The organism is Haloferax sp. SDI50, assembly GCF_059802635.1.
This window is the reverse complement of sequence record NZ_JBPULL010000002.1, coordinates 252,202-266,035: the sequence shown is the minus strand read 5'-3', so window position 1 is coordinate 266,035 and position 13,834 is coordinate 252,202. Positions and strand designations below refer to the sequence as shown.

General features: G+C 65.2%; 9 protein-coding genes. 4 read left to right on the top strand and 5 right to left on the bottom strand.

Translation table 11 applies throughout. The features are described from left to right. Positions 1-69: 69 nt before the first annotated feature. On the bottom strand, positions 70-2,184 hold the full coding sequence (locus ACSR87_RS16120) for a pectate lyase (protein ID WP_498531254.1): 2,115 nt from the start codon (positions 2,182-2,184) through the stop codon (positions 70-72). Between the two features lie 377 nt (positions 2,185-2,561). Between ACSR87_RS16120 and ACSR87_RS16115 the strand changes: the two genes are divergently transcribed. Together ACSR87_RS16115 and ACSR87_RS16110 are read left to right on the top strand one after the other, a co-directional pair. Further along, complete coding sequence (locus ACSR87_RS16115) at positions 2,562-3,710, top strand: Gfo/Idh/MocA family protein (RefSeq protein ID WP_498531253.1); 1,149 nt, start codon at positions 2,562-2,564, stop codon at positions 3,708-3,710. 49 nt (positions 3,711-3,759) lie between these two features. Continuing rightward, positions 3,760-5,109, top strand: coding sequence for a nickel pincer cofactor-dependent isomerase, group 22 (locus tag ACSR87_RS16110; protein ID WP_498531252.1), 1,350 nt, complete (start codon positions 3,760-3,762; stop codon positions 5,107-5,109). A gap of 46 nt (positions 5,110-5,155) precedes the next feature. Here the strand turns inward: ACSR87_RS16110 and ACSR87_RS16105 are convergent, their stop codons facing one another. The 3 genes from ACSR87_RS16105 to ACSR87_RS16095 form a co-directional block, all read right to left on the bottom strand. Next, positions 5,156-6,706 (bottom strand): glycoside hydrolase family 28 protein, encoded by a 1,551-nt coding sequence (locus ACSR87_RS16105; protein ID WP_498531251.1) that lies wholly within the window; start codon positions 6,704-6,706, stop codon positions 5,156-5,158. Between the two features lie 96 nt (positions 6,707-6,802). Then, positions 6,803-7,867 (bottom strand): alpha/beta hydrolase family protein, encoded by a 1,065-nt coding sequence (locus ACSR87_RS16100; protein ID WP_498531250.1) that lies wholly within the window; start codon positions 7,865-7,867, stop codon positions 6,803-6,805. 565 nt (positions 7,868-8,432) lie between these two features. Then, positions 8,433-8,675, bottom strand: a complete 243-nt coding sequence (locus ACSR87_RS16095; RefSeq protein ID WP_229722663.1) for a hypothetical protein — start codon at positions 8,673-8,675, stop codon at positions 8,433-8,435. Positions 8,676-8,834: 159 nt separating this feature from the next. On the opposite strand from ACSR87_RS16095, the gene ACSR87_RS16090 reads away from it, so the two are divergent. Both ACSR87_RS16090 and ACSR87_RS16085 read left to right on the top strand, forming a co-directional pair. Further along, a complete protein-coding gene (locus ACSR87_RS16090; protein WP_498531395.1) occupies positions 8,835-10,928 on the top strand; it encodes an ABC transporter substrate-binding protein in 2,094 nt (697 codons plus the stop codon). 206 nt (positions 10,929-11,134) lie between these two features. After that, positions 11,135-13,261 (top strand): ABC transporter permease subunit, encoded by a 2,127-nt coding sequence (locus ACSR87_RS16085; protein WP_498531249.1) that lies wholly within the window; start codon positions 11,135-11,137, stop codon positions 13,259-13,261. 233 nt (positions 13,262-13,494) lie between these two features. On the opposite strand, the gene ACSR87_RS16080 is transcribed toward ACSR87_RS16085, so the two are convergent. Further along, positions 13,495-13,713: a hypothetical protein gene (locus ACSR87_RS16080; protein WP_498531248.1), complete on the bottom strand. Its 219-nt coding sequence runs from the start codon at positions 13,711-13,713 to the stop codon at positions 13,495-13,497. Positions 13,714-13,834 lie beyond the last annotated feature (121 nt).

The window sequence follows — 13,834 nt, the reverse complement described above, 5'->3', positions numbered from 1 at the left end:
AAAATAATGTAAAAAGATACGGGTACAAGCAATATAGCCGGTCGCGGGCGGCGCGTCGGCTCCGCGCAGTCAGCCGTCGGGCGATTCGACCCGCCGAGACCACGACCGAAGCCACGGTCGAGTCCCGCCGTTCGGGACGTTCAGTTCGTGGCTGTTGACCGGGAGGTCCGGGTAGCCGCCGACCTGCTTTTGGCTGTCGACGAGATAGCTCGCGCCGAGTTCGACGTGTTCGAGGATGCGCTCGTCGGTCGCCGTCCGGTCGGCCGGGCGCGCGCCGACGTGTTCGAGGTTGTGTTCGAACGTCCGGTCCGACGGCATCGCCGCGAGTCCGTCGGGCCACAGCGGTCGCTCGTCGACGACGGTCACGTTCTCGTCGACCATCGGCACGTCGTCGTCGGTGACGTTGTCTTCGAGGTACGCGGTGGCCGTGTCCACACCGTCCTCGGCGAACACGTTCGCCTTGTCCGAGTTGGGCTTGCGGTAGGCGTTGCCGACGATGCTCGCCTCGGTGTCGGGGTCAAGCCACGTTCCGTCCTCGAAGTCGTACATCACGTTGTTGACGACGACGCTCTCGGTTCCCTCCTTGAGTCGGGGGTGGCGGTCGGTGTTGAACGCCCAGACGTTCCCCAGCATGGCGACGTTCGTCGCGTCGTTGCCGATGAGCGACCCGTAGCCGTGTTCACCTTTCGGGTGGACCGAGTCGTCGAGCGCCTCGGCGACGAGGCAGTTCGAGACGGTCGTGTCCGCGGTCTCGTAGCCGACCGAGAGACACTCGTCGACGCTCCACGAGGCGGAGACGTGGTCGATGACGTTGTTCTCCGTCTCGTCGGCCGTGTTGACCGTGTCGAGCGCCCAGTCCTCGGTCGGCTCCTCGATTCCCGCGTCACCGAGTCGGACCCGGATGTGCTGGAGGACGCAGTCGCTCGCCGCGACGTTCACGCGGCCCCTGACCAACGTGACGCCCGGCGAGGGAGCGGTCTGCCCGGCGATGTAGCACTTGTCGTACGGAATCGGCAGGTCGCGCACGCCGAGGTCGACCGTGCCGCTGGTCTCGAAGACGACCAGTCGCTCGCCGTCGACGGTGACCGCCTTTTCGAGTTGGTGGCGCGTCGGTTCGGTTATCACGATGACCGGCGTGTCGTCGTCGAGCCACGGTGCGGCCTCGGCGAACCCGTCGCTCGGTCCGAACTGCGACGCGCTGTCCGGACCGGCATGGTCCGAGCCGGCGCTGTCCGGGGCCTTGCTGTTCGACGGGTTCGGCGTGCTGAACGTGGAGACTGCGCCTCTCGCGGTGTCTCCGTCGGCCGTGTCGGCCACCGCGCGAACCTCGTAGTAGCGGCGTTCCGTCAGGTCGTCGGCCTCGACGCTGAACGCGCCCGGCGAGGAGCGTTCCGTCGATGCCGTGGTGTTCCACGACTCGGTCGGGACCTCCCGGTACTCGAAATAACACGCCGCGGAACCGGCACCGCCGAGGTCGCGCAGTTCGCCGGTGAGGGTCGCGGCGTCGGAGGCGATGACGGTCACGCCGCCGGTCGAGACGAGCGGGACGCCCGCCGTACTCTCCACGCTCCCCGCGACGTCGACGTCGCCGATGTCTCGGTTCCGGTCGGGTTCGACCCCCGAGAGGTTCTGGAACGTCGCCGTCGCGAGCGTCCCGGAGAGGTGGCTGGTGACGGCCAGTCCGACGTAGACGCTGTCACCCAGCGAGATGTCGTCGCCGCCGAGCGTGGTAATCGAGGTCCACGTCTCGCCGTCAGTGGAGTGGTACGTCTCTATCGTGTCGCCGCTTCGCTTGAGTCGGAGCCAGTCGGCCGGCGTGCCGCCGACGCTCTCCGTCTCAGCGCCGTCTTCGGGTCGGTACTGCATCGACGCCTCGCCGTTGGGGCGGCGGCGGACCATGACGTTCTTCGCGTCGGGGGCGAGCGACTCGCGAACCATCGGGCCCGCCTTCGTCCAGCTTTCGACGTTGTCGATGCCGGTGTTCTGGACGGCGACGTCGAAGTCGCCGTTCAGCTCCGTGTAGTGGTAGTGGAACGCGTCGGCCGTGCCCCAGATGTCGTCGCCGCCGCCCCGCATCGAAATCACGGTCGCGGCCGCAGCGCCGCCACCGAAGAGGCCAGCAGTCGTCGCGCCGATACTGCCTGCTCCGAGCGCGCGGAGGAACGTTCTCCTGTCAGGATTCATGAGCGTATCACTCGACCAGACAACATATTCAACGATTATTATAATTTATGGTAGTCCCGAACTGGGGCGACGGCAGTAGATAAAGTTCGAGAGTGGCGAACGAATGAAACGGTGTCTGTGACGAAATGACGAGGTGAACTCCGATATATTACAAGCATATGTTTGTAACACATCGGGTAGTACATATAAAGTTCGACATGCTCGAATCGGAGTCGCCCGAGTCACGCACGTCGCCGGCTCCGCGCTCACATTCGGCATCGAATCGGCTGTTCACGGTGCTGGCGACGGTCAGACGCGCGAATCGTTCACGGCGGAACCCGGAACCATGCAAAAGGTTATTACACTCCGACCAGCAGATTGGTGCAACGAGTTAGCCCATGCAAGAGCTAGGTATCATCATGAACGGCGTGACCGGCCGGATGGGAACGAATCAGCATCTCATCCGCTCTATCGTCGCGCTACGCGAGGAGGGCGGCGTGGAACTCTCCAGCGGGGAACGAGTCATGCCGGACCCACTTCTCGTCGGCCGCAACGAGCGCAAACTCCGCGAACTGAGCGAGGAACACGGCATCGACCGCTGGACCGTCGACCCCGACCTCGAAACGTGTCTCGACGGCGACGACGAGGTGTACTTCGACTCGCAGATAACACCCCGCCGCCCTGACAGCGTCATGAAGGCTATCGATGCCGGAAAGCACGTCTACTGCGAGAAACCGCTGGCGAGCGACCTCAGCGCCGCGCTCGACGTGGCCGGGATGGCCGAAGAGAGCGACGTGAAACACGGCATCGTCCAGGACAAACTCTGGCTCCCCGGGCTGTTGAAGCTCCAGCGGCTCATCGAACAGGACTTCTTCGGCGACATCCTCTCGGTGCGCGTCGAGTTCGGCTACTGGGTGTTCACCGGGCACGGACAGGAGGCACAGCGCCCTTCGTGGAACTACCGCGCCGAGGACGGCGGCGGCATCGTCGACGACATGTTCTCCCATTGGAGCTACGTGCTGGAGAACCTGTTCGGTGAGGTGGAGTCCGTCCGCTGTCTCCAGAAGACCCACATCGACGAGCGAATCGACGAGGACGGCGAGCCGTACGAGGCGACCGCCGACGACGCCGCCTACGCCATCATGGAACTGGAAGACGACATCGTCGCCCAACTCAACTCCTCGTGGACCGTCCGCGTCAACCGCGACGACCTCCTCGAGATTCAGGTCGACGGGACCGAGGGAAGCGCGGTCGCCGGCCTGCGCGACTGCAAGACGCAGGGCCACGCGAACACGCCGAAACCGGAGTGGAACCCCGACACGCCGAAGGAACACGACTTCTACGAGGACTGGACGGGCGTCCCGAACAACCGGGTGTTCGAGAACGCGTTTAAGCTTCAGTGGGAGAAGTTCATCCGGCACGTCGTCGCCGACGAGCCGTTCCCGTGGGACTTCACCGCCGGGGCGCGCGGCGTCCAACTCACCGAGGCGAGCTATCGGTCCTCCGAGGAGGGCCGCCGCGTCGTCCTCGACGACCTCGGCGTGTAGCGACCCCCCGACGAACAGTTTTATGTCGAACTCGGCCGTCGAGTCCCGCATGGACGCAGATGGCGACGAGAACCCCGTAGACTGGCTCTCAGTCCCGGAAGACGTTATCCTCGAAGCGTGCGGTAACCCCCCGCTCCCCGAGTTAGGTGTCATCGAACAGGTGTGGGAGACGAACCCGATTCCGGCCGCGGACGTGCCGGCGGCGGCCGCCGACGCCGTCGCCGCGCTGTCCTTTGCGGACGTTCCCGACGGCGGCGAGGTCGCACTCGGCGTCGGAAGCCGCGGTATCGCGAACCTGCCCGCCATCGTCGCGGGCGTCGTCGCCGCCGTCTCCGAGGCGGGCTACGAGCCGTTCGTCTTCCCCGCGATGGGGAGCCACGGCGGCGCGACCGGCGAGGGACAGCGGGAGATGCTGAACGAACTCGGCGTCACCGAGGCGCGAATCGGCTGCGAGATTCGGTCCAGCATGGAGGTCGTGGAGGTCGGGCGCACGCCGGACCGCGACGTACCCGTCGTCGCCGACGCCAACGCCGCGGCCGCGGACGCCATCGTCCCCGTCAACCGCGTCAAGCCCCACACCGACTTCGACGGCGAGGTCGAAAGCGGGCTGTCGAAGATGCTCGTCATCGGGATGGGCAAACAGCGCGGCGCGCAAATCGCCCACAAGTGGGCCGTCGACTGGTCGTTCCGGCGGATGATTCCCGAGATAACCGAGCAGCTCTTGGACTCGCTTCCCATCGTCGGCGGCGTCGCCGTCGTGGAAGACCAGCACGACGACACCACGCTGGTCGAGGGCGTCCCGCCGTCGGGCTTCCTCGACCGCGAGCGCGAACTGCTCGAAACCGCGTACGAACTGATGCCGAAGCTCCCGTTCGAGGAACTGGATTTGGTCGTGTTCGACCGGCAAGGCAAGGAGATCAGCGGGCAGGGGATGGACACGAACGTCATCGGCCGCCGGCCGTTCTCCATCAACGAACCGGCCCCGGAAAAACCGAACATCAAGCGCATCTACACCCGCGGACTGACCGAGAAGACCCACGGCAACGCGATGGGCGTCGGGTCGGCGGACGTGGTCCACGAGGACATCGCCGCCGAGTTGGACGCGGGGACGACGCTCATCAACGCGCTCACCGCGAGCACCATCCGCGGCGTGAAGCTCCCGCCCGTGGTCGAGACCGACCGCGCGGGCGTCGTCGCCGCGCTCTCGACTATCGGCGTCGTCGACCTCGACACGGTTCGGGTCGTCCGCGCCGCCGACACCATGCACCTCCACCGGCTGTACGCCTCGCCGGCGCTCGTCGAGGAGGCCCGCGACCGCGACGACCTGCGCGTGGTCGAAGAACCCTCGCCGATTGCGTTCGACGACGGCCAGTTCGCCGCGCCGTCGCTCCGAGACTGAAGCGCGCAGGAGCGTTTTTCGCAAAAACGAGTTCGTCGGGCGTCGCCTACCGCTCGACCGCTTCCGGCTGCACCGAGACGACGGCCTCGGCCATGTCGCCGTAGTTGCCGGCGAGGAGCACCGAGGACTCCCCGTCATTCGCGCCAGCCGCGCCGTCGCGGACGTGCGCGAACGGTTCGCCGTCCTCGGGGGCGACGCAGCCGCCGATTCGGAGGTGTTCGACGCCGTCAGCCACGACGGCCGGCCCCTCGTCGGACTGGGCTTCGAAGCCGTCAAGGACGACCGTCGAACTCGCTTCCGCGGTCAGCGGGGTCCCGCTCCCGTCGGGGACCGTTACGCGAACGTCTCGGAACGAGACGCTGCCGAGCGACTTACAGAAGACGCCGTGGCGCTGGTCGTAGCCCTTCGCCATCGCCGGCGAGAGGTCCGACGCGTCGAACGGGCGGGTCGCGTCGATGTCCACGTCGGTAAAGGAGATGCCCTCGAACCGCTGTTCGGGGAGGCCGGCGAGGAACGCCGCCGACTCGACTTCTTCGGCGGTGATGTGGTGGAAGTCGACGTTGCGGACGTTCGGCGTCGCCTCGGTAACTGGCTCGGGGTCGCTGTCGATGTCCGTCTGGTAGTAGCCGTTGATGACGAACGGGCAGGCGACGCGGCGCATGACGATGGTGTCGAACCGGAGGTCCTCGACCGTCCCGCCGCGGCCGCGCTTGGATTTGATGCGGATGCCGCGGTCGGTGTCGGTGAACGTGCAGTTCGTGACGGTGACGTGCCGCACGTCGCCGGCCGTCTCGCTCCCGATGACGACGCCGCCGTGGCCGTGTTCGACCGTGCAGTTGGTCACGACGACGTTCTCCGTCGGTCGGCCGACCTCGCGGCCCTCGGCGTCCTTCCCGGACTTCAGGCAGATGGCGTCGTCGCCGGCGTCGATGTGGGTGTCGCTGACCCTGACGAATCGCGAGGAGTCGATGTCGATGCCGTCGCCGTTCGGGGCGTCCGGCGGGTTCCGAATCGACACGTCGTGAATCGTCACGTCGTCGGAGTAGACCACGTGCGTGTTCCAAAACGGAGAGTTCCGGAGCGTCACGCCGGAAACGGTCACGTTCTCGCAGCCGTCTATCTGGAGCAGCGGCGGGCGCACCGTGAACGTGCTCACCGCGTCCTGTTTGTTGCCGCTCCGAATCTCTTCGAGTCGCTCGGTGAGTTCGGAGGGGTACTGCTCGGGCGGTACCGACACGAACTCCCACCAGTAGGAGCCGCCGCCGTCGATGACGCCCTCGCCGGTGATGGTGACGTTCGCGGCGTCGGCCACGTGGAGACACGGGTGGAAGCCGTCCTGATTCCACCCCTCCCAGCGGCTCTCGACCGTCGGGAACGCGGTGAAGTCCTGGACGAACCGGAGTTCCGCGCCGTTGGCCAGCCTGAACGTCGTGTCGTCGCCGACGCGGAGCGGGGCGCTTCGGTACGTCCCCGGCGGGAGATACACCTCGCCGCCCGTTCCGGCGCAGTCGTCGAGCGCCGCCTGAATCGCCGCCGTGTCGAACGAATCGTCGTCGTCGATACCGTAGTCGCGCACGTTCCGCTGTTCGAGAGTCACGCCTCAAGCATCCGCGAGCGAATTGATAAACGTTGTGCCGGTGTACCACGGCGCAGTACGGCCGGTCGCCCGATGGGAGGAAGACGGCAGGTCGCCTCAGAGCCGGCCGCGCAGGAAGGGCCACGCGCCGGCCTCGAAAAAGCGGTGGCCGCCGTCGCCGACGTAGAGACTGCACTCGCCGTCGGCGTCCGCGGCGCAGTACCGCTCGCGGATGCGGTCGAACGCGCGTCTCGTTCCGGCAATCGGGAAAATTGGGTCGGCGTCGCCAGCGACGACGCGGAGCGGCCGCGGAGCGACGAGGCCGGCGATGTCCCACACCTCACCGAGGCGTCGGAGGCCGGGGACGTAGTTGCACGGGCAGTGGTCGATGGGGACGATAGAGTCCTCGAACGGACAGACCGACGCGCAGGCGACGACGCACCCGAGTCGCTCGTCGAGCGCGCCCGCGAGGAGCGCGACGGTTCCGCCGCCGGAGTGGCCGCAGACGGCCAGTCGCTCCGCGTCGAGGGGCGGGTGGTCCGCGACGAAGTCGACCAGCCGGCACACGTCCCAGACGCGCTCGCCGACGAGCGACCGGCCGACGAGTTGGGCGCGCTTCTGCCAGTACGTACACGCGCTGACGGCGTCGGACGCGTTCGATTCGTCGGCCGCGTCGGGGGCTAGCTCACCGAAGGCGCGCATGTCGGGGGCGACGACGGCGAAGCCACGGCGAACCGCCTGCCGCGCGATGTCCCGTCGGTCGTCGGTGATGTGACGGCGGGCCGCCTCGCCATCTGCGACACCGGCGGCGAGGTCCTTGCCGTATTCGGTGTGGCCGTGAAGCGCGACGACGACGGGATACGGCGGGTCCACCGAGTCGGGGACGAGCAGATAGAACGGGACTCGGAACCCCCGTTCCGTGCGGACGCTCCACGTCTGTCGCTCGTAACTCCGGTGTTGAACCGTCGCTCCCGAGCGCTCCCGTCGCCTCGGGTCGATGCCCTCGACGGCGCGGTCACGCATCGCCGGGAATCCGAGTACATCGCGCAGTTCGCCGCGGAACGACGCCTGCCACGCCGCGAACGCCCGGCCGGGGGTGCCCGCGGACGCGACCGAACTGTCGCTCCCGTCGCTCGCTCGGAGGACGCCGCCGAACCAGTCGTCGTAGTCGAAGCCGGTCATTCGGTGTCGTTCCGACGAACGCGACGGGTTCACAAGTGCGTGTCGGCGTCGCGGACCGGGAGAATTGTTCCCCGTGGGCGAACAGAACAAAGAGAAGCGATAGCTCACATCTGAGGCCGTCTACGACCCGCTTTCGGTGATATCTGGCGGGTAACGAAACGAGCAGAACGCGGGGAAATGAGCATTACGGTTGTAGCGGCGTCACGGCCAGCGACAGACGCCCACCGACCGCAGTTCTGCCGATAAGAGTCCTGAGAGCGGGTATTTTCGGACACGGGGCGCTGACAGAGCGTCGGTTCGGGGAGGACGCCCGCTCGGCCGACGGGTCTGAGTTCCCCGTACGCGAACAAAAACGGCCGTCTCGGAGGTGTACTCGACGCCGAAATCAACAGACAGCGGAGGGATAGGCCAAAAATATCAGTGTGGTATGGAGAGCAGGGCATTGTAGTATGAAGAACGGAGGCGACGCGAGTCGAGAGCGAGGGCGAGAAAGAAACCGAGACCTGCCGGGACGGACCGAAACGGAACGGGCAGACCGGACGAGACCGGGCCGAGAGTCAGTCGGTCAGTCGAGTGCGTCGCTCAGGTAGCCGCACCGCCAGAAGACGACGCCGACGGTCGCGAGAAGCACGCCGGCGAGGGCGAAGTCCATCATGAGGACGACGTACGAGGCGGTCCCGCGCTCGATGCCCGTCATCGCGAGGAGTCCGAGCACGACGATGAGGAGCGTGAACGAGAGCACGCTGGTCCACAGCATCTTCTTTCGGCAGATCCAACATTTGAAGTACGACCGTTCTGAGGTTCCCATTACCGGCGATTTCGCAAAACGGGATAATAGTCCTTTGGGGCCACCATCTCGCGGTTCGGTCCAGAGTCGCAAGCGCGTCCGCGCAATCAAACCTAATGTCATTAAATAATCAGCATTATCGATGGGTATATATAGAATAGTCGTAATGAGTACTGTGTGATGGATTCGCAAAGCAGCGCTGAGTCCGACAAGTGGATCAGCGACGATGAATGGGAAGACGCGTCGTCACAGACGCGCCGTCGTCTGCTTCGAAACGCCTTCGGTGCCACGGCCGGGGCCGCCGCGCTGGCCGGGTGTAGTCAGGGCGGGAACGAAGACACGCCGACGCCCCTCGAAAACGAGGGCGGTGGCGGTGGAAGCACGACGACCGACGGCGAGTCGACCGGCCAGTCGTCGGGGCGGACGCTCAACCACATCATCTCGCTCGCACCGACGAACGCCCGGTTCAACCCGTACGGCAACGCCGCAAACTTCTCGTTCCGGTGGTACTGGGCGATGTTCGACCAGTTGGCCGTCCACGACAAGGTGTCGAACAAGACGAAAGGGATGGTCGTCAAGGACTGGGAGTACGCCGACAACGGGCAGGTCACGTGGAACATCCGCGACACCTACACGTGGCACAACGGCGACGACCTGACGGCGGAGGACGTGACGACGCAGCTCAAAATCGGTCAGCTGATGCAGACCGTCCACAAGGGCTACGGCGCACAGCCCCTGTACGAGAACGTAGAGCAGACCGGGAAGTACGAACTCACCTTCGACCTCGTCGAGCCCGGTATCAGCCGGGAGATATTCGAGTTCGGTCACATGAAGCGCCGGGCGTGGCTCTGGGCGCACCGGGACATCTGGGGGCAGTACGCCGAGATGTTCGACGACGCCACCACCGAATCGGAGCGAACCTCCGCCCAACAGGAGATGATGCAGGCGATTCAGCAGGACGTTTGGGACAACGCGAACGTTCCGGGGAACTCCGTCTGGGAGTTCGTCAGCGGGGAGGAGAACGTCGCGCACTTCGAACCCTACGACGACTACGTCAGCCCCTTCAGCGACGCCGAGTGGTCGAGCGGCGAAATCACGGGCGACATGATAGACTACAACCTCGACTGGCACCGCTACCCGAACCAACAACAGCGGACCAAGGCGATGCAGGAGGGCGTCATCGACGTGAGCTACCCGCCGGAGTCGCAGTCCGCTCGGGACCGACTCAAGGAGAACGGCTGGGGGCCGGCCGACAGCCTCTCCGAGGACCAGATTACGCCGCAGATGCGCAGCGGGGCGATGGGCGTCCTGCTCAACTGTCAGAGCGACATCACCGGCGACCCGCGCGTCCGGAAGGCGATTCACCACATCGTCCCCCGGAAGCCGCTCGTCGAGTGGGTCCCTGACTACGGCACCTACTGGGTCGAAGACCGCATTCCGTCCGGCATCGGGCAGGACAAGGAAGTGCCCTGGTTCGGCGGGAACTCGAACTGGCCGAGCGGGGACCTCGCGGAGCTCGAACGGTACGCACACACGGAGAGCGACGTGGACGAACAGCGGGCGACCGAACTCCTCGAAGCCGCCGGCTTCACGAAGCCGGGCAACCGCTGGAAGGACCCCAACGGCGAGAACGTCACCCTGCGGTTCTACACCGCGACCTCCGACGAGGAGCCGATGGCCCTGCGGTTCGCCCAAATCGCGAAGACCTACCTCGACGACTTCGGACTCCAGACCGAAGTGACCGCACAGGAGGCGACCATCCGCGCCGGCAAGACGATGGAGTCCGGCGACTGGGAGCTGCTGTTCGACAACTGGGGCGGCGCGAAATCCGGTCCGCCGTTCCTCGGCTTCTCGAACTCGTTCAGGGTACAGGAGTCGCTGTCCGGACAGCCGCTGCCGACCAACGACAACTGGGCGATGGACCGCGTGGTCGAGGTGCCGTACCCCATCGGTGACCCGAGCGGCGACCTCCAAGAGGTCGACGTCATCGACAAGCTCAACGAGCTTCGGACGCAGATGTCGGACGACGAGCGCAGACAGAAAGTCGCCGAAGTCTCGTGGATATTCAACCAGTCGTTGCCGATGATGCTCATCAACGAGGAGGGCGGCACCGGTGGCTACTGGCTGAACCACGACAACTGGGCGACGAAGCCGCCGAACAACAATCTGAACCCGGCGTACCGCTACGAAATCGTCGAAATCGGCCAGTACTCCTACTGCCAGTACATGGCCAAGATGGGAACCGAGTACTTCCACCCGGCGGGAGGGCAGTGACCGCGCCGAGCGCCGCCACCTGAACCAGAACCCGTCGTCTCACCGAAACAGTCACTCGTATCAGCCATGCGGTGAACTCCCCGTCCGGCGGCCGAGATATTCGCCTCCGGGCGCGACGACGGCGAGGTCGGTGCGGTCGAGTGCGGTCGAAAGTAGCCCCGTTCATAATGATTAAGTACACACATGAGAGCTAACAACTAGCAAGGATGGTCGAGAAAAATTACTACGTGCGCCGGATAGCGCAGGCCCTGATAACGGTCTGGGCGGCGATCACGTTCTCGTTCGCGACGGTTCGGCTCATACCGGGCGGGCCGATGGACTACATCGCCGCGCAGATTAGACAGCGGTCCGGAGGGGCGGTTTCGTCGACTCGTCTCAACCAGATGGTCGAGATGTACTCGAACGTCAACCCGGACAAGCCGATGCTGCAAGCGTACGTCGAATACATCGTATCGGTCGCACAGTTTGACTTCGGACGGTCTATCTTCTACGCGCAGCCGGTCTGGGACGTGCTCGGGCCGGCAATCCCGTGGACGATGTTCGTCTCGCTTTTCGCCCTCGTCATCGGCACCATCATGGTGTTTCTCATCGGCGGCTTCCTCGCCGTCCACGAGGGAGACGCCTGGGACATCGTGGGGAGCTACTTCGTCATCTTCTCCGACGCCGTCCCGTACTACATCGTCGGCCTCGTGCTGCTGTTCACGCTCGGGTTCGGCACCGAGTTCTTCCCCAACGGCGGCCGGTACGATAACGCGCTCACGCCCGGCTTCAACGTCGAGTTCATGGCCAGCGTGCTGCGACACGCGGCGCTCCCCATCATGTCGTTCGCGCTGACCTCGTGGGGCGGCCTCGAATTCCGGGCGCACTGTACCCGCATCATCGGCGAGGACTACGTCGACGTGGCGGAACTCAGGGGACTGCCCGACAGCAGGATTCAACTGCGCTACATCGGCTGGAACTCGATGCTGCCGATGTACACGGGCCTCATGGCCGGCCTCGCCAGCCTGTTCGGCGGGTCGGTCATCATGGAGCAGATATTCCGCTACCGCGGCATGGGCTTTTACTTCTACGAGGCCACGATGGCGCGGGACTACACGACGGTCATGGCGGCGGTCATCCTCTTTACCATCGTCACCGTCGTCGGTCTGCTCATCGCCGACTTCACCTACGGCTTCATCGACCCGCGCGCCGGCCACACCCAGCGCGAGTCCTTCTCGCGGTCGTACCGCGAGCGCTTCCAGCGCTTCCTCAACCGCCTGCGGGGCGGCGGCGCGGACGAGACCGAGACCATCGACGACCGCATCGAAGGAGACCGCATCTCGGCGAGCGGCGCGATGAGCTTCGACGTCGATAGCTCCGACTTCTCGCGCGGCGAGTACATCAGAGAGCGAATCGACCAGAGCCTCCTGACCCCGTTCCGCATCATCTGGACCTCGCCGCGGGCGCGGGTCGGCGCGATAATCCTCGGCGTCTTCGGGTTCCTCGGGCTGTTCGGGCCGTACATCGTCCCCGAGGTCAGGCCGATGCAGGGGCCGATTCTCCTGCAACCGCTGGAGAACATGCGCTACCCGCTCGGCACCGACGACATCGGCCGCGACCTCCTCGCACAGCAGGTGCTCGCGACCCGCCCGATGCTCATCATGATGCTGTCGGGAGCCATGTTCACGCTGGGGCTCGCCATCTTCTTCGGCGTCACGTCCGGCTACCTCGGCGGCGTCATCGACAAGGTACTCATGACGGTGACGGACGTGATGATGAACATTCCCGGACTGGCGCTCGTCATCGTCCTCGCGGTGATTCTCGAACCGAAGAGTCCGGTGTTCGTCGGGTTCGTGCTGGCAATCGACAACTGGCCGCGGTTGGCCCGACAGCTCCGCTCGCAGGTGCTCACCATCCGCGGTGAGTCCCACGTCGAGGCCTCGCGGGTGCTCGGACTGCCAACGTCGAGCATCCTCTCGAAGAACGTTATGTCCCGGCTCATGCCGATGCTGACGATGGGGACCGTCGGCTCCATGCGGAACATCCTGATGGAGTCCGTCGGCCTGTACTTCATCGGCGTGCTGCCGTTCACGACGAGCAACTGGGGCGTCATTCTCAACATCGCCCGCAACGGCGGCGCGCTGTCCGGCATGGACCGCTTCCACTGGCTGCTCGCGCCGATACTGTTCATCGTCACGATGACGTACGGCCTCCAACTGTTCGCGCAGGGGACGGACCGACTGTTCAACCCCCGTCTGCGCGCCCGCCACGCGGCCACCGTCTCGACCGACGACATGGAAGGCGGTCGCGGCGGCTCGGAAGGCGGCGACGGTGCCGCGTCCGCTGCGGACTGACGAGCACACCCCAGTCGGTCGATTTTGCGTTGCTGTTTTTTCGGTCGTTTCGCGCCGAGCGTACCCGTGCCACTCGATAGCAGGGAAAAGGTTAACACACGCGCTATCGACCTATCAAACGGACTTCAACCATGAAAGTGGAGAAAGAAGGAAATACGACGCGGTACCTGCTCGGCCTCGTGATACTCGTACTCCTGCTCGTCGGGGTGTACTACGGGTTCACCATGATGTGATCAGAACAGCCGGTACACCCAGATGAGGACCCGGAACGCGACTGCCACGAATACCAGCAATCCGCCGATTATTCCGAACATTCCCGCCCAGACGCCGGTCTGAAGGGCGGCACCCAAGAGAATCAGCAGCACGCCGAAGAGAACCACCGCCGAGGTGATACCGCCGAATTTGGAGCGAACTGTCCACAGGACGTTCTGTCGCGTCTGCGCTTGCGCCATGTCAGCACGGACATCGCGGACGAACTTATAGTTTGCCGGTATCGCCGGTCGAACTGCCCGAAGACCGCGGAATCGGCACGCGACGACTGCGCCGGCGGAAAGTGTTAAGTAGGATTGAACG

What these genes read in the sequence shown, in the direction of transcription:
- ACSR87_RS16090 (WP_498531395.1), top strand. Translation starts at nt 8,835, where the DNA reads ATGGATTCGCAAAGCAGCGCTGAGTCCGACAAGTGGATCAGCGACGAT.
- ACSR87_RS16115 (WP_498531253.1), top strand. Translation starts at nt 2,562, where the DNA reads ATGCAAGAGCTAGGTATCATCATGAACGGCGTGACCGGCCGGATGGGA.
- ACSR87_RS16110 (WP_498531252.1), top strand. Translation starts at nt 3,760, where the DNA reads ATGGACGCAGATGGCGACGAGAACCCCGTAGACTGGCTCTCAGTCCCG.
- ACSR87_RS16120 (WP_498531254.1), bottom strand. Translation starts at nt 2,184, where the DNA reads ATGAATCCTGACAGGAGAACGTTCCTCCGCGCGCTCGGAGCAGGCAGT.
- ACSR87_RS16085 (WP_498531249.1), top strand. Translation starts at nt 11,135, where the DNA reads ATGGTCGAGAAAAATTACTACGTGCGCCGGATAGCGCAGGCCCTGATA.
- ACSR87_RS16080 (WP_498531248.1), bottom strand. Translation starts at nt 13,713, where the DNA reads ATGGCGCAAGCGCAGACGCGACAGAACGTCCTGTGGACAGTTCGCTCC.
- ACSR87_RS16095 (WP_229722663.1), bottom strand. Translation starts at nt 8,675, where the DNA reads ATGGGAACCTCAGAACGGTCGTACTTCAAATGTTGGATCTGCCGAAAG.
- ACSR87_RS16100 (WP_498531250.1), bottom strand. Translation starts at nt 7,867, where the DNA reads ATGACCGGCTTCGACTACGACGACTGGTTCGGCGGCGTCCTCCGAGCG.